Here is a 24,358-nt window from a genome sequence, read left to right as displayed (position 1 = left end):
CCTCTTTATCAAATGCGACATGGATTATATTGTGCAGAATCAAGATGATTATTCAAAAGAGGCTTTTTATTCAAGAACTTATCACCAAACATTGAAAAATAGTTGCACTAAAATCCATAATTTACAATTCATTTAGAAACTTTTTCCTAAATCTAGCGTCTAATACTATGACTTTTAGAGGGGATCTAAATAAATGACTAGAGAGTAGAAGGAGCCAAAGACAACACATGAATATGAAGAAGAAATTATCCATTTTTACCGCTTTAGCTGTTTTTCAAGCATTTGCAGTTGGTTCTGTGAATGCGCAATCAGCACCACAAGGTGACACCGCGTCAGTAAACACGGCCAATGTAGAATCAGTTGAGGTGTTAAAACAAGAGCAGCCGATTGCAGAGCGTGAAGTGAAGACGGAGAGCAATAACAAATCTATCACTACTCCGCCCACTGAAGCCAAGGACACTCAAACCTCAACCGGCACTGAGGCAACACCTAAAACAGATAGCGAGAAACCTGCATTGGATGGGGGAGAGACCACTACTAATGAAACGGGTACAAAACCTGTAGTTCAAGAGGGAACCCCTGAGAAGGTTGAAACGCCAGCTACGCCTGCTCAGATAGAGCAACCATCCGTTGATGGGACGTCTCCTGCAGTAGCAGGTGGGAATCTGACGTTGTACATGAATAGCAACAAAATGGAGCAAGATGGAAAAACGTATCTTGCGGGCCAGCCAATGGCTGTAAAAAACGGTGTATCCTATGTTGCAATTCGTGCACTGGTTGACCGTGTGGGATACGGCGTCAAATACGATAACAAAACCAAGGAAACCATCATTATTAGTGGTGACGATGAACTCCGATTCAAGACGAACAGCAAAGACTATACGGTAAATGGAGAGACCAGAACGATGAAAGGCCCTGCGTATCAGCAAAAAAATACGTTCATGGTGCCGTTAACTTCCATTACTCAAGCTCTGAACATCACCTATAAAGTGAATCAGTCGGCTAAAACGGTTGTGTTGAATCTGAATACAAAACCTGTTGCAAGCTTTACCATTTCCCAAAAGGAGATCTTTGTGGGAGATCAAGTGGACTACGTGACTTCTTCCAGTTCACCTAATGGAATGGATATCGTTGACGAACGCTGGACAGGGCGCCAGGATTCATTCGATCAAGCAGGTACATATACGATTTCATATCAAGTACAGGATTCCAATGGTCAATGGAGTGATCCCTATTCAACTACGATTGAAGTTTTGGCTCCTAATCTTCCTCCTGTAGCTATGTTCGCCACGGATAAAGAACAATATAAAATGGGCGAAAAAATAACATACACAGACCAAAGCACAGATGATGAAAATAATATTGTTAAAGCAGTATGGGAGAACAATTCACTTGCGTTCTTTGAACCGGGTCCAAAAACGGTGACACTTACGGTTACTGACAATCACGGCGCTACGAACACGTATTCCAAAGTCATTACCATAACGAATGAGACCTTATATTCATTTACCGACTTCAATTTACTTTTCACGCCGGTAGGACAGAAATTCACCTTTAACGGCGGCGAAGTGACTACGATGGAGAAAGTCCCGTATACGTACATGGATGAGCCAAGTTTGCTGATCCGCAGTAACAGTCCGGAAACTGTGAATACGGAAGGCATTGTATATAAAGAATCATCTTCGGGGCAGACCCGTTTCATGATTCACCACGTGAACAATACAGGCAAAAGAGTAAAAATGTATGTGATTGCAACCAATAACAATCCAAATCCGGCAGTATTTGAACAACAGAATATGGGCTTTGCTGGCCCTACACCGTATGCTACCGTAGCTGGGAAATTGTCTATTGATAAATGGTTCAAGTCGATTCAGACTGGAGCGGATCAAAAGAAAGAGTACCTTCAACCTGGGGAAAGCAAACTGATTTTGACAGAACTTAATAAAACGCCAATGAAAGAAGGACAAGTCATTTCTCTCTATTCGGACGCTTATAGTGATTATTCCCTAGACTATAACGTTATCCTGGTGGAAGAAAATAAAGATCCGTTTGAGGCTCTGCCATTGTTACCTGTGCTTGATCGTGACGGAGTACACAACCGTGGTACGTACCCGAATGCGACTCGCATTATAAAGTACGATGAGCACGTGGGAATCAAACCTGCCCGTCTGCCACTTGGTGACAATTCAAGCGATCCCAATCTGGTAGGAACAGATCCGATGGCTTACACAGACGCATCCAATGCGGGTAATTTCGGCGTATTGTACAAAATCACGCTGACCAATGTTGCACCGCGTACACTTATCTCCTTTAACCCTCGTGGAGGGAAGTACTCCGGAGTAGCTCTGGTGAACAATCAGTTGGTATCAATTGCCGAAGGTAACGTTGCGGTTGCCAATTCAAGTGAACAAAGCGTGCTTTACCGCACCGGTTCAACTGGAGAGAGCGTAACCATTCTATTCTCTGCCGCACCAGGAAGCAACCTGCCGGTGAATCTGCTCTTTACACCACTCCCATCGGAGAAGTAATCTAGTTGTCTCTTATAACGAATAGTTTGAGTGGCGCGTTAATCATCGACAGAAAAGACTCCGTATGGAGTCTTTTCTTTTCACTACTTATTTCTACTAAGGAGGAATCAAATTCCGATGAATGTAGTCGTCAAGTTGATACGTGAATTCAAAGAGCGGGATACCCGGCGTTTGTTGAAAGATTATCGAGACAGAGTGGGGCTTATCAGGAAACGGAATTTGGAAGTTTGGGATGATCAGCACCTGCAAGCGGAATCCCTTCGGCTGCAAGAAGAAGCAAGATCAGGCACGCCTTTGGATGAGCTGCTTGTTGATGCTTATGCTCTAGTCTGCGAGGTTGCGAAGAGAACACTCGGATTACAGCCTTACGATGTGCAAATTATGGCTGCGATTGCTTTGCACGAGAGATTTTTGATCGAGCAGCATACCGGTGAAGGAAAAACACTCTCTGCTGTTATGCCTGTTTATCTCAATGCTTTGACAGGCAAAGGCGTTCATGTGCTTACTTTTAACGACTACTTGGCAAATCGAGATGCAGCGTGGATGGGACCGATCTATCGCTTCCTCGGGTTAACGGTAAGCTCGGTTCAAGCGGGCATGAGCCTGTTCGAGAAACGGGAAGCTTACGCGAAGGACATAACCTATGTTACAGCTAAAGAAGCAGGGTTCGATTATTTGCGCGACACAATAACATTCAATGAAGCTGATACCGTGCATCGTCCTTTCCATTACGTCATCGTCGACGAAGCAGATTCATTGCTTCTTGATGAAGCGCGGGTGCCGCTAGTCATTAGTGGCGATTCGAGTGCTTCCAAGAGTGATGGCAATCTTTTCGCAGAAGTAGCCCGGCAGCTGCAGCCAGGAGAGCATTACGATTTTGACGAGTTCCAGCGGAACGTTTACTTGAATGAAGCGGGTGCTGCAAAAGCGGAGTTGCTGCTGGGATGCGGCAATTTGTACGATAGCCATAACAGTCATTGGTTAACGTCATTGAATTGTGCGCTGCATGTGGAATCGTTATTAAAAAAGACGTCGATTATATCGTCCGGGACGGTGTAATTGAGCTAATCGAAGAACATACAGGTCGTGTGGCCGAAAACAGGTATTTGCCGGACGGGTTGCAAGCTGCCCTTGTGGCCAAAGAAGGGTTACAGTGGAAGGCCGGCGGGAGAATTCTCGGCACGATCACCATTCAGCACTTTATTAGCCTGTATTCGGGAATTTGCGGAATGACGGCTACAGCGCACACTTCAGCAATGGAATTCGAAGATATCTATGGGCTGCAGGTCGTGCGAATTCCGCCGAACCAACCAAACATACGGATTGACCACAAGCATCGAATTTACACCCATAAAGAAGCCAAATATAAGGCACTTGTACAAGAAATCTCTTCCGTCCATAATGAGGGACGCCCCATTCTTATTGGTACCTCAAGCGTTGAGGAGTCTGACATACTGGCGGAGGCGCTGGCGGTTACCGGTGTACCTTGCCAGGTTCTGAATGCAAAAAACGATGCAAAAGAAGCCGAAATCATCGCTAAAGCCGGAGAAATCGGGGCAGTAACGGTATCTACGAATATGGCAGGGCGCGGCGTCGATATTCGTCTCGGTGGCGGCAACCCCGCGCAGGCAGAAGTAATTGCCAAGCTTGGCGGATTATACGTAATAGGTACATATGTGAACGAAAGTATGCGGATTGATGACCAGCTGCGCGGACGTTGCGGCCGCCAAGGTGACCCTGGAGCTTCCGTATTTTATATTAGCCTGGAAGACGAGTTGATGCTTCGGTTTGGCATTCATAAACTGTTTCGCGCTCCCAATCAGGACGAGGTTCTTGATGATCCGGCGCTCCACAGCAAAATCGAGCACATTCAGCGCGTTATTATAGGCCAAAACTTCGATATTCAGCGGGAATTGAACTGTTATTCGGATATGGTGGAGGATCAGAGGCGAATTCTATACGAGGAACGGCTCGGAATATTGAAAGGCGAGAGACCGATGAGCCCATCGGAGCAGCGGGTACGGCTTTTTTATATCGACGAGTTCTGGGCTGACCATCTGGCATTCGTTTCTTACATTCGCGAAAGCATTCATCTCGAGAGCATTACCAGTCGCAACCCGATCGACGAGTTTCATACGAAAATCACCCAAGCATTCGAGCAAATTCCGGCTAAAATAGATCATGAGTCGGCGAATATGATTAGAAAACTCGGAGGTTCGAATGATCCCGAGAAATGGGAACAGTTCGGTCTGAAGAGTCCTATTTCGACTCGGACTTATATGATCAACGATCAATACAGCCAAGATAAGCGCAGCTCATGGACCGGAACGACGGTATTTGCTTTTTGGGGCAGTAAGATTTTGAAGCTGTTACTGAAGCCAGTATATAGGATGTCAAAATAGTAATGGGAGCGTGACAATCGATGAACAATAGAGAACGGTTTTCGAGCCGGGTCGATTCGTATTTGAAATACCGCCCGAGTTATCCAAAAGAGGCTATTGACTATTTGTACGACGTGGTTGGTTTACATGTGAACAGTAATATAGCAGACATCGGTTCAGGTACTGGCATCATCTCAAAACTACTTCTGGAACGCGGAAGTTATGTAGCCGCGATCGAGCCAAATCAGGCAATGCGGGAGGCCGCCGAGCAAATGTTAGAACGTAATCCGCAATTCCAGAGTATAGCAGGTTCCGCAGAATCTACTGGATTACCTGATCAGTCGGTTGATTTTATTGTCTGCGCTCAGGCATTTCACTGGTTTGATCGCTCTGCAGCCCAAATCGAGTTTCGCAGAATTCTGCGGCCAGGTGGGAGAGTAATACTCATCTGGAATTCACGTCTTACAGACGGTACTCCATTTCGTGAAGAGTACAATCAACTGCTCCATACATATGGAACCGACTATGAAAAAGTTAATCATAAAAATATTTCTCAGACGATGTTGCTCTCTTTTTTCAAGGAAGGTTCAATGCATGAAATGCGATTCAGAATGAGTCAGGAGTTCGATTTCGAAGGATTGAAAGGCCGTTTGTTATCATCTTCTTACAGCCCTGTACCCGGGCATGCAAATTACGATCCAATGATGACGGAACTGCGGAATTTATTTGATAAAAATAATCAAGAGGGTACTGTTCATTTCGATTATGAAACTGAGATTTTTTGGGGAGAAGTATAAATACGGCATTGAAAGTCGCTACTATAGCGGCTTTTTTTTATTTTAGTGGAACAAGTTCTTGTCTCACTTGCCGGGATTAGCTGTTGGAACGAGCCCAGGCACACTTCCTTAAAATCTTATAAGAAATTCTTGATATTTCAGAAATTTATCCGATAGGCGGGTGCTATTATACAAATACAAACAAAGACGAGGTGATGAAATGCAAGCAAAGTTGGCAGCGGACGCCATTCCCATCTCCAAAAAGCGAAAGACATGGATAAGGACGATCCAAAAGTACAAAGTGATGTATGCTCTCTTATTACCAGCCTTAATTTACTTTGCGGTATTCAAATACATTCCTATGGCGGGAATCATGATTGCTTTTAAAAACTACAACCTGGCTTTGGGACTATGGGATAGCCCATGGGTAGGATTCAAAAATTTTACGGATTTTATGAACGGCGTTTATTTCTGGGACATCATGAAAAATACGATCATCATATCGCTTTATAAGCTATTGTTCGGTTTCTCCGCTCCCATCGTACTAGCTTTACTCCTCAATGAAGTGTATAGCCAATGGTTTAAAAAAATCGTACAGACAATCACTTATTTGCCTCATTTTCTGTCATGGGTCATCGTTTATGGAATTATGGTAGCATTACTAGCCCCAGGCGACGGTCTCTTTAACATGATTTTAAAGGATTTTGGTGTTGAACCCATCTCGTTTCTAACGGAACCTGCCTGGGGCAGAATGCTGATCATCTTATCTGAAGTATGGAAGGATATTGGATGGGGGGCGATTTTGTACCTTGCCGCCTTGGCAGGAATTGATCCAAGCTTATATGAAGCGGCTCGAATAGATGGCGCTTCCAAATGGAGACAGCTCTGGCATATCACGTTACCTGGCATTCGAGGAGTCATTATTCTGATGCTGATTCTGAAATTAAGTCATATCCTGGATGCAGGTTTTGACCAAATATTCATGTTTGCCAACACCTTTAACCAGGAGAAGATCGATATTATCGACACATGGGTATACCGGGAAGGGTTGGAGCGTCTTAAGATTGGCTTGGCTACTGCTGTAGGATTGTTTAAAGCTGTCATCGGATTTGCTTTAGTGTTGGCAGCGAATAAGCTCGCCAAAAAATTCGATGGGCAAATTTGGTGAGGTGGTCTTAAGTATGATCCATTTGACAATCAGGGAAAAAGTCTGGCAAACCGTCGTTTATGTAATTCTTATTTTTTTATCCCTACTTTGTGTACTGCCCTTTCTATACGTGGTTGCTGTCTCCGTAACGCCAGAATCGGAAGTACTGAGAAGAGGAATTGTGATTATACCAGAATCCTTTACCTTTCTGGCCTATAAAGAAGTATTCATTTCTCATGGGATCTGGCAGGCGTATAAAATTACGTTGTTTCGAACGATTGTAGGCACTGCGTTAAATGTGTTTTTTACGGTAATCGCGGCCTACCCGTTATCCAAAAAATATTTGCCCGGAAGAAGTCCGTTTTTACTCTTCATTGTGTTTACCATGATGTTCAGTGGGGGGTTAATTCCGACTTATTTACTAATTCGTTCCTTGGGATTGTTAAACAGTCCGTGGGTATTGATCATTCCAAATCTCATTAGTGCATTTAATCTGGTGATCATCAAAGGCTTTTTTGAGCAATTACCTGGTGAAATCGAGGAATCAGCGAGGGTAGACGGTGCGAGTGAGCTTCAGACGTTATGGCGGATCATTTTACCCTTGTCCTTACCCGTACTTTCTACCATTTCCCTATTTTACGCAGTCGGGCATTGGAACAGTTATTTTGATGCCATTGTATATATCAATGATTCCAACTACATGCCACTTCAAGTGATATTGCGCAACATCCTGCTTAACGTCGCAACTCAAAGCGCTGATTCGCTCGCCAATTCCGGGGCTGTCAGTACGTTCGCTGTGCAAATGGCTACAGTTGTTGTAACTACGGTCCCGATATTGATCGTTTATCCATTTTTGCAAAAACATTTTACCAAAGGTGTACTCCTGGGATCCGTTAAAGGTTAAAAGGTGTTCCAACCTAACTTATTACGGGGAATCCGTGATAATATACAAGCAAAGGAGAGGTCAATATGCAGCGTAAAAAGATTTCATTTGTTATTCTGTCGGCAATCTTAGGACTTGGAACGCTATTGTCAGGATGTGGGGGAAATGAAGAAGTTACATCGACAACTTCGATTAATTCTCAAGGCCAGTTTGCAACCAAAATGAAAATCTCAATGTTTAACCAAGGTACTTTTAATGCTGCTGCTCCAGTACCTCCACGTGATGAAGATATTCAACGCCAAATGTTGGAAGAAGAGATGAACATCGACTTGGATATGATGATTCCTCAAGCGGGTCAAGCAACAACCAAACTGAATACACTCATTGCAGGCGGGGATATTCCAGACTTGATCTTCTTGAAGAGCCGTGCTGATCTCGCGCAATATTACGACCAAGGTGTTCTTGCGGATTTGACACCGTATATGGACCAATTCCCTGAACTACAGAAACGATTTGGCACCGACTCATGGGAGGCAATGTCCTATCAAGGAAAAACCATTGGAGTTCCAGGTTATGATAATGTAAACGGTATCAGTCGAAGCTTCTTCATCCGTAACGATTGGCTGAAAAAGCTAAATATGGAGGTACCAACGACACCTGACGAGTTGTTCGAAGTTATGAAAGCCTTTACAGAGAAAGATCCGGACGGTAATGGCAAAAATGATACGTACGGATTCATTGGCGGTATGAATAAAGAAGGCAATCTACAAACCTACGGCTTTGATAGCTTGATGTGGATGTTTGGCGTTAATCCTCCTTCGGCCGTTGAGATAAAAGATAATGAACCGGTATTCCTGTTTATCGATCCCAAAATGAAAGAGGCACTTGCTTACATTAATAAAATGATGGCAGCCAAGGTGGTTGACCCAGACTGGGTGACGATGAATTCGCCTGATTTGTTGGACCAAAAGATGTTTAAGGGTAAAGTTGGCTTTATGATCAGAGATGCTCGCAGACTGGAACCGGATTATCAACAGAAAATGAAAGAAATTAGTGGAGAGGTGCCCGAATGGATCGTTATCCCTCCGATGAAAGGTCCTTACGGGGATCAAATTGTAGAGAGAAAATCATTCCAGGGCAATTCATGGGCCATATCCGCAAAAGCGGACGAGGACAAAATCATTCGGATCTTGTCCATGCTAAATTATCTCTTTACGGATGAAGAAGCTTATCCAAACTTTGCATACGGAATTAAAGGCATCCATTGGGATGTCGTAGACGGCAAGATCAAGAATAAAACCTCCGAGTTATCAAAGGAAATGAAAGAGAAGTACCTATGGGTCGATCATTATAGAATGCCGCGCCGTGGTGATGATGCGGAGTACTTCAGTTTCCAAAATCCGAAGACAGCGGAAGCTTTCAAGGACAATCAGCAATATGTGGGGCCAACGTTGCCCGGAAATTTATTGACCCCTGACCCAAGCGATACCTTGGATGCTGACCGCACACGTTTCATTAATGAAAGCTTGGTTAAGTTTATGACGGGCAAAGAGCCTCTTTCCAACTGGGACAATTTCCTCCAGACGCTGGATACCAAGTTTGACATGCAGAAATATAAGGAAACAGCAATCCAGCAATTTAAAGAAGCCGGCCTTATCAAGTAAAAATAAACGAAGAGAGAGTGGCTATTCGTAGCCCCTCTCTTTATTAGCATATGCTATTCTTAGTTTAAAACGGAACTAAAAGGAAGATGATCAATGCGAAGAAGAATCAGCTTGCCTTTAAAATTATTTTTAATTGTGTTTGCCTTTGTATTAGGCTGCATCATCTTGATAAGCCAATTGTCTTATCGCTATGTGCAAAAGGAAATAAGAACCAATGACATTTTTTACACCAATCAAATTTTAGACAAGGTAGACCAGTATTTCACCGTTAATTTTTCCTCCTTCCAGACGATTCTCTTCTCAGTTGAAACATCAGTGAAAGCCAACATTAACAATACCGAAGTGATTAAAAAGCAATTAAGAGAGCTGTATGAACTCAACAGTATTTATGTCAGTAATATTTATTTGATCAAAAACGATTTATCCATTCTGGGTGGAAGTACACCTACTCGAATATTCGATGAGCCTTTATCTGAAAGAGCACCTTTATTTGATGCGGCTGACAAGAATAGAAGGACTACCTTTGTTAGTGAACCTTACAAATCGAAGTATTCCGGCTGGACCGTTACGATGGTTCGATATCTGAACGGTGCTCCGTTTCCTATGGCCATTGCAGTTGATTTGGATCTAAATGCCATTGAAGAAACCTTGTTTAAGATTAATAAACAGGAACAAATGAATCTGGCTCTGATGACTGCGTCAGGTAAGATCATTGCCGGATTTTCTGAAAAAAAAGGACCTCTGAATATTCAAGATCATTCTTTTTCGATCGGAGAGACGTCAGCGGAAGAAATTCTGGATACAACAGAAACAAACCTTCAACTGTATACCAACGATGGTACTCCGGTTTCCCTTTTGAAAAAACCAACGGAGAAATTCAACTGGACCATCATCTCGATCAACGATGAATCACGCTTAAAAGCAGCGTTGTCCAGATTGGAAACCTATTATATCGAGCTTCTTGCTGCAGGTCTTCTTTTAAGTTTGTTCATTTCTTTTTTGGTTGCCAAATATATAAGAAAACCACTTTATACGCTCAAAACAAAAATGAAGCAGGTGGAACAAGGTATCCTCACAACGACAATAACGATTAATCGAAACGATGAGTTTGGTGATCTTTCACGAGCATTCGATCGTATGCTTCAGCAGATTGTTGAACTGATTCGCCGAGCCGAGCTTCATAATGAACTTGAGCGGAAGCTGGAAATCCAGGTGTTACAGTCTCAAATTAACCCACATTTTCTGTATAACACACTTGGTTCGATCAGCAATGTGATACGTCTCGGACAAATAGAGAAAGTAGATGTGGTGATCGGGTCGCTTATTTCATTATTGGAGTACGGGATAGATGATGCTTCTGAGAAGGTTTCCCTACGCCAGGAATTACGCAATGTAGCGGACTATATCGAGATCCAGAACATTCGGTATAACCGAAACTTCAACTTGATTGAAAATATCGAAGCAGGACTGATGGATTTCCCAGTTTTCCGAATGCTGCTGCAGCCCCTTGTGGAGAATAGTATCTTCCATGGTTATAACGGAGGGGGAATTGAGGGGCCTATTACGATTCATGCGTACAGGGAGGACGGCATCGTCATCATCGAAGTTGTTGATCAAGGTGAGGGAATTCCAGCTGATAAAATAAAACATATTTTAATCTCAGAACCGAGTGAAGAGGAAGTGAAAAGGAAAAGAATTGGGCTGAACAATATTCATGGTCGAATAAGACTTCACTACGGAGATCAATTCGGGCTGGATATCATAAGCATACCTAAGGAAATAACCCGTATACGCGCTGTATTCCCGGCAGAATTGCCAAAAGGAGATGCATAATGGGGAGAGACTATACCTGCTTCATTGTTGACGATGAAGACCTGATCATTCAACGATTGGAATTGTTTTTTAATGAACTCTCTCATAGGGATAGACGTTTTGTTCTAGTGGGCAAAGCGAATAATGGGCTGAATGGGATCGAGGAGATCATAAAACTTAAACCGGATATCGTTATATCTGATATTGTAATGCCGCGAATGGACGGAATCTCCATGATTGAGCAGCTCAAGGCGGAGCTCCCCCATACCCAATACATACTTCTGACCGCCTATTCATCCTTCGAATACGCTCAGCGGGCGATTCAAGCCAACGTATTGGAGTACATTGTAAAGGTTCCGCTGAGGGAAGCCGATTTGAATCGAGCGTTGGATAAGGCAGCCGGAATTTTAAATGAGTTTGAGAAAAAAGAAGCGGAATTTCACTCGTTAAACGTATCCGTGCTTGAAAATAAATACAGAGTCCGCAAGCAATTTTTTAACGAATTGATCCGAGGTGAAATTCCTTCTCATCGGGCATCGGATTTTGCCAATCGCATGCAGTTTCATTTCTTTCAAGCGAACTATTGCTGCTTCATCGTTGAAATGAATACGTATGAAAGTTTCCGCAACGAATACGCGGCCGCAGATCAAAACATCTTGAAGTATGCGATTACAAATATCATCGAAGAAACGGTGATGAATGGTAGTAGTGGGGTAGCTGCGGATCTGTCGGATAATCGTTTTATTGGCTTTTTATCCTGGGAAAATAACCGCAGTGATATGGAAACGGAATATGCTTGCCTATCCTTGGGAGGGCAGATTGTCTCTCATTTGCATCAATATTTGAATAAAAAGGTATCGGTTGCTTTTGGAAGTCCGCACAGGGGCTGGGAATCGATCAAACAGGCGTATACGGAAGCTAAAAATGTGAGTGAGGATTTCTATTATCATACCGAGAAAGTCGTAAAAACACCGATGCATCGGTTCCAATACCATAATGACAAAAAAGCAGACTTTCAGCAGAAGCTGGCTGATTTTCTTATACGGCTTAAAAGGAAGATTTCCAAGGAAGAGCTGGATAATGCTCTTGCCGATCTGTCGCAATTTGTTACGGACCATAAAATCCACAAGTCCATCATGGTGCCAATGATTAGAGACTTGTACAGAGACATTACCGTGAAATTTAAGTCGGGGAATAAGATGGCCACGGAAGTTCCAGACTTCCCCATGGAATTTATGGCTTTTCAGGAGCAGCTCGCCTATATTGGCGACTTCACATTCGAATATGTGCATGCGGGCCAACTGTTACATCGTGCAGAAATTATGAGTGCTATGCATTTTATAGAGAAAAACTTGAAACAACGTTTAACGTTGGAGACCATTGCGGAGGAAGTGAATTTAGCGCCATCGTATTTTAGCAGCTTATTCAAAAAAACAATGAATGAAGGCGTGATCAGCTACATCAACCGTAAAAAAATCCATCTCGCCCTCGAGTTGTTAAACGTTCGGGATTATTCTTTATTGGAATTGTGCGAGGAAGTAGGCATCGTCAATGAAGGGTATTTTTGCAAACTGTTTAAAGAATATACGGGGGATACACCTAAACAATATCGGATAAAAATGACACGGTAGGAATCCTAATAAGGATGCAAAAAAATGTATGATTTTTTCGCGAAATCCTGTAAAAAAAAACGGACCAAAACCATTACCATGATAGGAGTATCTAATCATGGAGGTTATCAAAATGGAGCTTATGAAAGCAGATGTAACCGTCATAGGTGGAGGAATTGCCGGGATATGTGCTGCCATTGCTGCCGCACGCCAAGGGCTACAGGTTTCACTTATCAATGATCGGCCGGTGCTTGGGGGAAATGCGAGCAGCGAGGTCAGAGTTCATATCAACGGGTCGGCATATCTTGGAAACAGTCCATCCTATTATGCTCGCGAAGGCGGGTTGGTGGAAGAACTCAAGCTGAAGATCTTTCATTATAATCCGTTATACAACAAAAAACTTATGCTTTCGCTTTCGGATACGGTTTTGCTCGACATGGTGTATGATGAGCCCAACATTTCTCTATTTCTGAATACATGTGTGCATGAAACGGGCATGGAGAACGGCAGAATCAAATGGGTGGAGGGCCTTCAATTGGCTTCAGAGAGAAAATTTCGTTTTGAAAGCCCTACCTATATCGATTGCTCCGGGGATGGAATTGTTGGGTACCAAGCAGGTGCTCACTTCCGATGGGGAAGAGAGGCGAAGCATGAATACAAGGAGGAGCTCGCTCCAGAAGTGGCGGATCATTACACCATGGGCGATACGATTCTGTTTCAAGCCCGTGACGTAGACTATGCCGTTCCTTACAAAAGGCCAGGCTTTGCGTATGATATTACGAAGCTGGAGTTTTTTGATAGTATCAGAAAAGGATTAAACCATCGGTCTTTTCCAAGGAAAATCAACGGGCTTGGCGGATTGTGGTGGCTGGAATACGGCGGACATATGGATATTATCAAGAATAATGAAGACATCGCCTTGGAACTGCGGAAATTGGTGTACGGGATATGGGATTATATCAAAAATAGCGGTGAGTTTGATGATGTAGACAATCTCATCCTGGATTATGTATGCCCGATTCCGGGAAAGCGGGAGTCGAGACGTTTTATAGGGGAACACATGCTGTCTCAGAACGATCTTACAGCAAAGCCTCATTTCGAAGATGCGGTATCCGTGGGAGGCTGGTATATGGATCTGCATGCGAATAAAGGCATCTACGATGAGGGGCCGGCTACAGCGTGGAATTTTGTGCCGGGATTGTATAATATCCCGTTCCGCAGCTTATTTTCACGCAATATTCCTAATCTCATGTTCGCTGGCCGTAATATAAGCGCTACTCATGTGGCTTTTGGGTCTACAAGGGTCATGGCAACCTGTGGTTGTATGGGGCAGGCGGTAGGAACGGCTGCTGTATTATGCGCAAAATATGAGACAGACCCCGCATCCATAGTCAATGCCCATATGGGTGAGCTTCAGGCGCAGCTGCTTCGAGACGGGCAAACGATTGTAGGGCTTCAAGAGCCGTTAGATCCTTATTTCGCAGACGGCTTAACGATTCGTGCCTCGTCTCAGCGAAGCTATGAACAACTTCATCCAACCGAAGAGGTCTCCTTGGACAAAGCGTTATGTTTGGTCTTGCCGATCCAGACATCTCTGGTTGAAAGCGTGCAGATCAAAATTAAAAATAGATCCGAGCATTCGGAAACGTTGCAAGTGAAGTTGTATGGCGGTGATCGGAAGGAAAACTATATTCCCACCAGCGAGCTGAAGGGCTACAACTTAGTGATTTCAGCGGGTCACGATGACTGGATTACACTGGACCTCAGCTGTAAGAAGCCAGAAGACGACAAAATCTACATCGTATTGGAAGGTACGGCGGACCTCACTGTACACAGCAATGAAGAGAAAATGACTGGAGCGGTTAGCTTCCTTTATAGACCGGAAGAGCCTGCCAGGCTGAAGAAACTTAATAAGAGCATTTGCTTCAAAGACCTGATACCATCCCAGGATATGTATAATCCCGCAATTGTCGTCAACGGTTTTTCCAGACCTTATGGTTTGCCGAACAGCTGGATTTCGGAACGTACGGAAGGACAGGAATGGTTGGAATTTGGTTTTGCAAGCCCCAAGAATCTGGATGAAATCCATCTTGTTTTTAATTCGCAGCTGAATTTGGAGCATTTCGACGATCCAATCGAGTCGTTGATTCAAGATTATGATGTGACCTTAACCTTAGAAGACGGAACCAAAAGCGAAATTAAAGTCCGCGGGAATTATCTTTCGTTGAATAAACATCAAGTGCATGCAAAAGGTGTAACCCAAATCCGGTTTGATTTCTGTGCAACGTATGGTTCGCCTTATTATGAAGTGTTTGCTGTAAAATTTTTTGCTCCTAAAAACGCTAAGTGAGGGCGGGTGAAGTCGTGATGAAGGAATTTTTCCCACGAAGAGGGCTACCTAATGTCATTCAGAAGTTGGAAAATGGAGAAACCGTGACCATCGTCTATTTCGGCGGTAGTAATACACGTTCGGCAGGATACAGGGTCATGACGGCGAAGTGGCTGCGGGAGCAATATCCCCATGCCGATATCCGCGCTGTGAACGCAGGCATTGATGGGACAGGATCGGACCTCGGCTGCGCCCGTTTGGAAACAGATGTACTGCATCATCAGCCTGATCTCGTGTTTGTTGAATTTGTTGGCAACGATGGCGGAGTTCCCGAATCCAAGGCGCGGATCGAAGGCATTGTCCGACAGATTCGCAAGCGGAACCGGTTTACCGATATCCTGTTTGTATATACGGTTAAGGAGCGGGATTTGACCTCATTTCAATCCGGCGAATACCAGAAGGGCGCTCTTATGCAAGAGGAAATCGCCGACTATTACGGCATTCCTTCCATTCATCTGGGCGTAGCGGTCAGTCAATTGGTTTCGGATGGAAAGCTCATTTTCACCTCAAGGGCAGACGTGGCCATTCCCGGAGCCGTTATTTTCACGCATGATTCGATCCATCCAACGATTCCCGAAGGACATCAGATTTACACAGATACCATCACACGGTCATTTGAGAAAATGAGCAAGCTTCAAGGTCACATGGGCAAAGTGGAACATCATTTACCGCAGGATCCTTTGGTCCCTTCCAATCCTTGGGAGTATGCAAGCATGCTGCCACTGGATCATCTTACTCAATTTTCCGCAGGGTGGTCTTACATGACCCCTGATGATTTTCCTTTAGTGCGTGAGTATGATTGGTTGTTCCCCGGTTTATGGCGAGCAGTTGATCCCGGAGAGGCGATCACAGTGGAGTTTGAGGGAACCCACATCGGCTTATTTGATATCGGGGGGCCGGATTCTGGCAGATTGAAGGTGTCGGTAGATGGAGGGGAACCCTTCCTTGTTGATCGATTCACACCCTATAACGATCATAATCGAAATCAATATGTTTTCTTGCCAGAGCTACCAAATGGGAAACATACCGTTCGCTTCGAGATTGATCACGAGAAGACTGACAAAGCGTCGGTGTTTGAAGCTAATGGCAATGAACGAAGTATGGCGCATATTCGGCAGCATCCAGCTTGGTATGATCAAACGGTCATTCAGCTTGGAAAGTTGTTATTGGTGCAGCCGCCATTATAATTGATTGGTTCACTTGGAAGACCTATATTCTATTTGGCTGCAACTGAGCAATCAATTAGGATGTAGGTTTTTTTTACTTTACTTAAAATCGTATAAGAAATTCTTAAAATGAAAGAAATTTCACCGTGACGTAACATGCTAAGATGAAACGACAGAACGGGATTTAGGCAGAAGGATAAGGTTAAGTGCTTTTTACGATCATTCGAGCAAAAGGCAATGCATTTATGGAAGCGTTATCATTACAAGGAGAGGCTGTGAATTGTATGGTCAAAAGGAAGCTGTTTTTCTTCATTGTTTTCATGTTGACGATCGTAGTCCCTTTCAGCCTGATCGGAATAAGGACCGCTTATGCGGAGACCTTACCTTATCAGACAATTATTATCGATGACGGGAGTATCAAGATCAATGATGATGTGACACCTGATGCAGGTAACGAGAACAATGGATATTCGGCTCCTAATTGGACCACAAGCACAGGGGTGAAAGGGTATGATCTTTCCAGCACCAAATATACAAGTACAGCAGGCAGGACGATAACATGGAATCCACGCTTGGAAGAAGGAACGGCGAAAATATCGTTCTATAAGCTGGACTGGGCAGATAAAGCAGATAGCAATGTGAAAATTGAGATCGTTCATAATGGAACAACGGATGTAGTCTTTATGGATCTAAGACCCTCATCTGGTGCTCCAGCAGGGTGGGTTGATTTGGGAGAGTACTATTTTTCTGGAGTTGGCGAAGAATTTGTTCAATTGACCCGGTCTACCGGCACCACAAACACGATCCTTACACGCGCGGATGCGGTCAAGTTCGAAGGGAATATAAAGCAGAAAGAGCCACATAAGACAATTATCATTGATGATGGGAGCCTTACAATTGATAATGTCGTCACTGTTGATTCAGGAAACGTCAGTAACGGGTTCTCCGCTCCTTATTGGACGACAAGTGCAGGAGTGAAGGGATACAATAATTCCAGTTCCAAATTTACAGACGCTGTAGGTAGAAGCATCACCTGGAATCCACGCTTGGAAGCAGGGACGGCGAGAATATCGTTCTATAAGCTGGATTGGGCGGATAAAGCAGATAGTAATGTGAAAATTGAGATTGTTCATAACGGGGTTACGGATGTTAAGTTTATGGATCTTAGACCTTCGTCAGGTCCATCGGTTGGATGGGTGGATCTGGGGGAGTATGAGTTTAGTGGTGATGATAGCGAATTTGTCAGGCTGACTCGAACGCAACCTTCTACGGGTACAATTATTACGCGGGCTGATGCAGTCAAGTTCGAGGGGAATATCCGTCAACAAGCACCACCGCTTCCCCCGCTAAGAAGCCGTAACTTAGCGAATCTAAGTTACACAGAGAAAGGCAGCATCGAAAATGCTAATTACAAGGCAACCTTCTATGAGGCAGCATGGGATGAAGGTAAATCCATCGTTCGTGACATGTTCTACAAAAACACGGAGACAGGGAACTGGGTTCCAATCAATAATGAATCGGAAAGACTTGAGGAACAATGGGTTTTATTGGACGGGAATGCGGGGAGCCGAACCAATTACTATGATACGATGAACAAACGCTGGATTACATTCGACGGGGTCCATTTTCCCGACACCCAGACGGCGGTATTAACCGACTCTACACATGGCAATGATTACGATTTTGAAGTGAACTGGTCCATGGCAGGGGATAAACCAGATGTCTCTTTTGCCTTTACGCCTCGCCGCGACGGCAATTATGTCATTGGATATCAGTCCTTCACAACAGAGGCAGTCACGGGCATCAATGAAGTGTTAAATGGATTCAGGTCACATGCCAAAATGGTAGGTACGGTTGAATCAACAAGTTTAAGAGAGCTGAGCGCTCCGATGAGCCTGGTTGAGAAAAATGATGGTGCGGGAAATCCATTGACCTATGGCGTATTTGTACCTCCGACAGAGCTTCCGGTTGAATTTGAACCGACGGGAGGTGTTACGAAACAACGACTTGGCATGAGCCTGGTCAACAACGAAGGCAGCGTTCAGCCAATCCTGTATGCGCCTCAATTAGGGACTTATTCGCAAATGACCGCAGAAAGCACGTATCAATTTCATATGGGGCTTATCGCTCAAAAAAGCAATCTATATGAGTCCTACGTGGATATTCTACGCAATGAGTACGATTATTCAGCATACCGGGAAAATGTTTCAAATAAATCGCTTACTGACGCGATGTTTAATATGATCGATTTGCTTAAGATTGAGCCGCAAGGAGATGACTCTGTTAATTATGTCCCATCACCCAGCGGGTGGTGGAGCCGTGCCAAGGGTTTTATTGATATCGAAAACGAGGACAGCGTTCGAACAAGCTCAAATGCGGTTCTTTTGGGAGCTTATTATTTAACTGGGGACGACCAGCTTTACGATACGAGAGCACTGCCGTCCGTCCAGTATGGCGTATCGCGTAATGGTATTGGTTGGTCGCCAACGCAGAAGAAAGTATACGGTGTGCCTTCCTTATGGAAAATGGCTACTCTGCCGTTTGATGTTTCAAGTGTAGCCGCTGTTCATCAGATGATGGGCACTTCGGCAGGGATTGGGGCGTTGGCACAAGAAGAATACCTCGTGCGTGATCCTGATCAGAAAGACCGTGGGCCTGTTATTCAGCCCCTGATGATGTATCGGATGACGGGAGATGCGCAGTATTTGCAAGCTGCGAAAGATGCAGCCGACAGTTATATCACGCAACATATCGATACGCCTGCATCCGTCGATGTGAGTAAAAATGAGTTCATTTATTATTATAGCAAGCTGTGGATGGAGATCTTGGAGCTATATGAGGAAACGCAGGATCCCAAATACTTGAATGCCGCCTATAAGGAAGCCAAACGCTATGCAACAATGTTCGTTGCTCGTCCAGTTCCTGAAGGTGACGTTACGATTCCGCAGCCGGAGACATATAATTATGCGGAGTCGTTCCATTGGCCGGAAAGTGGTAAATTTCAATATCCTAGGCTTAAGCTTCCCGAAGATATTGCCGGAGGTGTTCAAGCTGCGAGTTGGCTGGTTTCACCGAGCGGATTGACGTTTGAAGCAGGAAGTACAACCGGCTATTATCGGATGAATGCTCAGGAAGCTCCGTTCATGCTGAGATTGTCGCTTTATACAGGGGATGAACTGTTGCAGGATATTGCTCATAATGCGGTTATTGGACGATATTCCAGTTATCCAGGTTATTACTATAAAGGCTTCGCTGTTAGCCAACTTGAACCGGATTTTCCTCTGGAAGGCCCAAGCGGGGCTACATCCATCTATTATCACCATATTCCGGGGCAACTCGGGCAAACGATGGATTATTTGATCAGCGAACAATCATTGAAATCAAACGGGAGCATTACGTTTCCTTCCGTTTTTGAAACGAATTTTTTATGGTTCAAATATCACCTCTATGGCAATAAACCAGGTCAATTTTATGGTAACTCCGACGTTTGGCTATGGATGCCCAAGGGGATTATTAAGACCAACCATCCTCAATTGAATTGGATAACGGGTGAGAGCGGGGATAAATTCTACATCGGGTTAAGCAATGCATCTTCAGAAGAAGTTCAGACTCCAATTGAATTAAATGAACATATCATTGGATTCAACCCGGCACAAGATTACACCGTAACGATCATCCGTGACAATGGTACACCAGAACAAACGGTTATGAGTGGTGGAATCATTCAAGCTACGGTTTCAGGCAAGGGAATCACTGCGATCATTGTAGAGGGACTTGATATTGATGTACCGCTGCATCAGGTCAGAACGGCTGATACATCGGATGCCAGTTATTTCTTTGATACACACAGTCCAATTGATGCGATTAAAGGCATGCTGATCGTTAAGCCCGACGAAACGGCTTATGATGCTTATGTGCAGGCCAAAACAACGAAACCAGCGACAATCCATTATTCGTTGGATGGCGGCGCTACTTATACGACCGTCCCAGATACGATCTATCCGATGGAATGGTCGATACGAGTGAATGATTTATCCCAAACCTTCACGTATTACGTGGAATCGGAGGGGAAACAGACCCGTAAACGGACACTCTATCTGTCGGATAAGGTATCGGAAACTCCAGTCCAACCCGATGGGCAGGATAGTTCAACCATCATTGTGGATAATACAGAGGCGGAGACAGAAGGCGTCTGGATAAGGGATACGACGGCTAACGATTATTATTATGATAACTATGTGTATGCCAAATCTACGACCGGCACAGCGACAAGCAAAATGAGATGGCGGCCTGAGCTGCCAGAAAGTGTCACTTACAGTGTGTATTATAAGATTCCGCAAATCACTGCTGCGAGTGAAAACTGGGCAACAAATGTCTCATTTACCGTTTATCATAACGGAGGCTCCGAAACGGTTACAGTTGATGAGACAACGGCGAATGGTACTTGGGTGCATCTGGGGGATTATCCTTTTGCTGAAGGCGATAGCGGGTACGTAGAACTAACCAATAAGGCCAACAAGTCCAGAGTCGTTGCCGATGCAATCATGTGGGTGGACCCAAACAGGATACCGCAATTGGAGTCTGCTGTGATCATGTCCGATCGGAACGAGCTGCAGATGACTCAAACCGCACAACTGAGCGTAACCGGTTATTTAGATAACGGTTTGATCGGTGATCTTACACAGGCTGATGTGCAGTATTTCGTTGATCGTACGGATCTGGCCGAAGTGAATAGCAGTGGGGTGTTGACCCTTCTTAATCTTGATGGAGACACGGATCACATTGAGGTATGGGCTACTGTTACGATTGACGGTGTGACCCTAACCACAGCACCTTTGAATATCACGATCAGGGACCTAACGGTTATCGTCGATAGTACAAATACAACAGGGTTATACACGACAGAAGGGTCTTGGAGCCAAAGCAATTTAGCAGGATACAAAATTGGGGTTAAATCCCGCTATTCAACAGTTCAAGGATCATCAGCAACGTGGAAAGGCGAGTTTCCAGAGGGGAAATATACGGTCTCAATCTATAAACTCGTCCATACGACCGCAAACGATAACAATGTCAAAGTAGAAGTGAAACATAAAACGGGTACCGAGGTCACCTATATCGATGCAACGGTCGGCTCATCAGGTTGGGTTAATCTGGGAACGTTCGACTTTACAGGTGACGGCAGCGAGTATGTCCGGTTAACCAGAGTTACGCCTACAACGGTAGACCCGCCAACACTTCCTGCGGATATGATCTATACGAGGGCTGACGCAGTTATGTTCGAACGGCATTCTGATGATTCGGATCTGCTTGCTAATGAGGAGCCAGTTGAACCGACACTTTCTGAATGAGGGCAGTGAATTATGAATGGAAGTGGAACAACGGTAAGTGATGTTATACAAATTATTGTAAAATAACGCTAAGAGTCGAGTGGATCAAAACGATCCATTCGGCTCTTTATGTCTAAGTGCAATAAAGTGTGGTTACAAGGGAAGGCAATCGGCCAACTTCCTCTTCCCCCCCATTATTCATTTAAGTTTGCCAAAACCAACTTTTTTGGATGCTCGTAAAAAAATTGCCGCTTTCAGATTATGTTTCGTCACACTCAAAACGTTTCTCTAGACCCACACAAATCTTCAATGGTACTATCATACACGTGCTTGAATTGAAGATTGCAGGAGGATATCATGTGGATCAACTTAAATACGATAACCTAAAGCTGGGAGAGCGCGGAGCTATCATCAGCATTATCGCCTACATATGTTTGACCGTATTAAAACTGATCGTTGGTAATATGGCCGGATCAGAAGCGCTCAAGGCGGATGGATTAAACAATGCCACCGATATTGTGGCCTCAATAGCTGTACTGATCGGTTTGAAGCTTGCCCAACGCCCAGCCGACACAGATCATACATATGGTCACTGGAGAGCAGAGACCGTTGCATCGCTTGTTGCTTCTTTCATTATGATGGCAGTAGGTTTACAAGTACTGTTTGAAGCCATTGGTTCTGTGTTTCAGGGTACACATGAATCTCCGGATATCATCGCTGCGTACACAGGCATTTTCTGCGCAGTTATCATGTATCTGGTCTATCGTTATAACAAGAGACTTGCTACACGTATTAAAAGTCAGGCGGTCATGGCGGCGGCTCGTGATAACATTTCCGATGCCTGGGTGAGCACCGGTACGGTCATTGGGATCGTGGGTTCCCAGTTCGCCCTCCCATGGCTGGACCCTGTAACGGCTGTCATCGTAGGTTTCCTCATCTGCAAAACCGCTTGGGACATTTTCAAGGAAGCCACACACCATCTGACCGATGGTTTTGATGTTGAACTGATTCAGGAGTACAAAAAGACGATTGCCGGCATCGACAGCGTAGAGACGGTTAAAGACGTGAGAGCGCGGAACTATGGCAATAACGTTGTAGTAGACGTTGTCATAACGGTCCATGCTGGCCTGGACCTTCAACAAGCACACGATATCTGTACAGACGTAGAGAACGAGTTGATGGAGGAGCATGACGTGTACACTGTTCACGTTCATGTGGAACCTGATATGTTGGAAGAGTGCATTGGATAGCAAGCTTATATTAAGAGAGACTCGTCAAAGCAAAAAACCAGTGAGCTTTACTCATTCACTGGTTTTTGTTGATTTCAATTTTCATCTTTAAAAAGAATCCGCGCGTTATTTATTCCATACAAGATTATCTCGGCAAATTGTAGGTAATCAGATTGTTATATTTATCCGCATGTTTCTGTTCGTCCAGGATGATTCCCCACACCGTGTCTTTATATATGCCATAAGGGAGGCCAAACCATATTTTTCTATACTTCTCCACGGCGGCTAATTCACCCTGAAACGCCTTTTGCAATCCGGCAAGATAAGAGGGGACCGTCTCAACTGGCTCACTGCTTACACCCGAAATCTCCTGGCCTGTCAGATCTTTGTACATTTGGCGGAACATTTGATTATGTCCTCGTTCATCATTACGGATGCTCTTGATGATGGCAGCCTGATTGGCATCGGGTGACAACTGAATCAGTGAATCATAGAACAGCTCATCGTTTCGTTCTCCTTGCACAGCCGTTTTGATTAATTCAAGTGCTTCGGCTGATGATGTTGCCCATACCGGAGTAAAAGTGTACCTGTAACCATACGGATATGTCACATACATTACGAATCCCTCCAAGACCAATATGAGTTAGGGTATGCACGTATGCCTATCAGCGTTAACCCATATACTCAGTCCCGTCTTATTAATCGAAAGCTTCAGTGGCACTTTTACTTGGTATACCTCAATATTTTACTGTAACCATAAGCAATAACAAATGGCAGGAGGTATGACAAAAAGGTCCAAATAATGTTCCATCCATTAAAATAAATGACATGCCCCATTATTTTGGCAACCCATTCGATTAATGTCAGCGACAAGGATGCAACAAGGATCGCCAACCATGGCTTGGCACCTTTTTCTAAAATCGTATACATCATCAGGCAGCCGGCGATTGGATAGACTCCAAGATCCATTGGAAGAGCAGCAAAGGATTGATTATGAGTATTCGGAAGGATATTCCAGAAGTAATTAAACCCGATATTGTTGATGCATGCTGCTACAGCCACACCAAGTGGATAATATAGAATAAAGATGGTAAAGTTCCGACGCAAAATCCATGCACCCAATATAATGGGAATAACCATACCTAACAAAATGTTTCCTAACATGCAATTTTCCTCCAAAGCTTGTTACTTGTATAGTTCACAATAAGCCGCATCACTCCGTTGTCTTCTCTTCCAGAAGACGATCCACCTTATCTGTAAGTGCATCCAATTTTTTATCATAATGCTTGTACGTATAGAATCCAATGACGGCTTTGATTGCAAAAAAGAGCACCGCAGCAATGACAATGAGAATGTAGTTGTGGGCAATCTGCCTTAACCAATCGTTAACTGCATTTATCGGATTTCTCTCCTTTCAATGCAAGTGGTTTGTATAAGTTAACCAAC

The 24,358-nt window shown here is 44.2% G+C and carries 13 protein-coding genes and 1 pseudogene; 12 read left to right on the top strand and 2 right to left on the bottom strand.

Annotation, left to right across the window (positions count from 1 at the left end; all coding sequences use genetic code 11):
• Positions 1-227 precede the first annotated feature (227 nt).
• From NSQ38_RS20210 to NSQ38_RS20155, 12 genes and pseudogenes are all read left to right on the top strand, one after another.
• Entirely contained in the window at positions 228-2,528 is a 2,301-nt protein-coding gene (locus NSQ38_RS20210) for a stalk domain-containing protein (RefSeq protein WP_338586843.1), read from the top strand.
• A gap of 117 nt (positions 2,529-2,645) precedes the next feature.
• Positions 2,646-4,930: pseudogene (locus NSQ38_RS20205) on the top strand (DEAD/DEAH box helicase).
• A gap of 20 nt (positions 4,931-4,950) precedes the next feature.
• Complete coding sequence (locus NSQ38_RS20200) at positions 4,951-5,706, top strand: class I SAM-dependent methyltransferase (RefSeq protein ID WP_339783803.1); 756 nt, start codon at positions 4,951-4,953, stop codon at positions 5,704-5,706.
• Between the two features lie 199 nt (positions 5,707-5,905).
• Positions 5,906-6,853 (top strand): ABC transporter permease subunit, encoded by a 948-nt coding sequence (locus NSQ38_RS20195; protein WP_091030155.1) that lies wholly within the window; start codon positions 5,906-5,908, stop codon positions 6,851-6,853.
• Positions 6,854-6,866: 13 nt separating this feature from the next.
• Positions 6,867-7,736 carry a carbohydrate ABC transporter permease gene (locus tag NSQ38_RS20190; protein WP_339783802.1) on the top strand — a complete coding sequence of 290 codons (870 nt, stop codon included), beginning with the start codon at positions 6,867-6,869 and terminating at the stop codon, positions 7,734-7,736.
• Between the two features lie 65 nt (positions 7,737-7,801).
• On the top strand, positions 7,802-9,379 hold the full coding sequence (locus tag NSQ38_RS20185; protein ID WP_339783801.1) for an extracellular solute-binding protein: 1,578 nt from the start codon (positions 7,802-7,804) through the stop codon (positions 9,377-9,379).
• A gap of 93 nt (positions 9,380-9,472) precedes the next feature.
• The gene (locus NSQ38_RS20180) at positions 9,473-11,212 is read left to right on the top strand and encodes a histidine kinase (RefSeq protein WP_339783800.1); all 1,740 of its coding nucleotides are present in this window, start codon (positions 9,473-9,475) and stop codon (positions 11,210-11,212) included.
• Positions 11,212-12,822 carry a response regulator gene (locus NSQ38_RS20175; protein WP_339783799.1) on the top strand — a complete coding sequence of 537 codons (1,611 nt, stop codon included), beginning with the start codon at positions 11,212-11,214 and terminating at the stop codon, positions 12,820-12,822. The genes NSQ38_RS20180 and NSQ38_RS20175 overlap by 1 nt, the downstream gene beginning before the upstream one ends.
• Before the next feature lie 97 nt (positions 12,823-12,919).
• Positions 12,920-15,151: an FAD-dependent oxidoreductase gene (locus NSQ38_RS20170; protein ID WP_339783798.1), complete on the top strand. Its 2,232-nt coding sequence runs from the start codon at positions 12,920-12,922 to the stop codon at positions 15,149-15,151.
• Positions 15,152-15,168: 17 nt separating this feature from the next.
• Positions 15,169-16,377 (top strand): GDSL-type esterase/lipase family protein, encoded by a 1,209-nt coding sequence (locus NSQ38_RS20165; protein WP_339790617.1) that lies wholly within the window; start codon positions 15,169-15,171, stop codon positions 16,375-16,377.
• Between the two features lie 185 nt (positions 16,378-16,562).
• A complete protein-coding gene (locus tag NSQ38_RS20160) occupies positions 16,563-21,704 on the top strand; it encodes a hypothetical protein (RefSeq protein WP_339783797.1) in 5,142 nt (1,713 codons plus the stop codon).
• A 338-nt stretch (positions 21,705-22,042) separates the two neighbouring features.
• Positions 22,043-22,933: a cation diffusion facilitator family transporter gene (locus NSQ38_RS20155; RefSeq protein WP_339783796.1), complete on the top strand. Its 891-nt coding sequence runs from the start codon at positions 22,043-22,045 to the stop codon at positions 22,931-22,933.
• 124 nt (positions 22,934-23,057) lie between these two features.
• Here the strand turns inward: NSQ38_RS20155 and NSQ38_RS20150 are convergent, their stop codons facing one another.
• Both NSQ38_RS20150 and NSQ38_RS20145 read right to left on the bottom strand, forming a co-directional pair.
• Complete coding sequence (locus NSQ38_RS20150; protein ID WP_339783795.1) at positions 23,058-23,528, bottom strand: ferritin-like domain-containing protein; 471 nt, start codon at positions 23,526-23,528, stop codon at positions 23,058-23,060.
• A gap of 107 nt (positions 23,529-23,635) precedes the next feature.
• Positions 23,636-24,076, bottom strand: a complete 441-nt coding sequence (locus NSQ38_RS20145; RefSeq protein ID WP_338586856.1) for a CBO0543 family protein — start codon at positions 24,074-24,076, stop codon at positions 23,636-23,638.
• Positions 24,077-24,358: the final 282 nt, after the last annotated feature.

Origin of the sequence: Paenibacillus sp. FSL R7-0313, from assembly GCF_037969885.1 — a bacterium.
GTDB lineage: Bacteria > Bacillota > Bacilli > Paenibacillales > Paenibacillaceae > Paenibacillus.
Note: the sequence above shows the minus strand (reverse complement) of the source record. Positions and strands in the feature narration are given on the sequence as shown.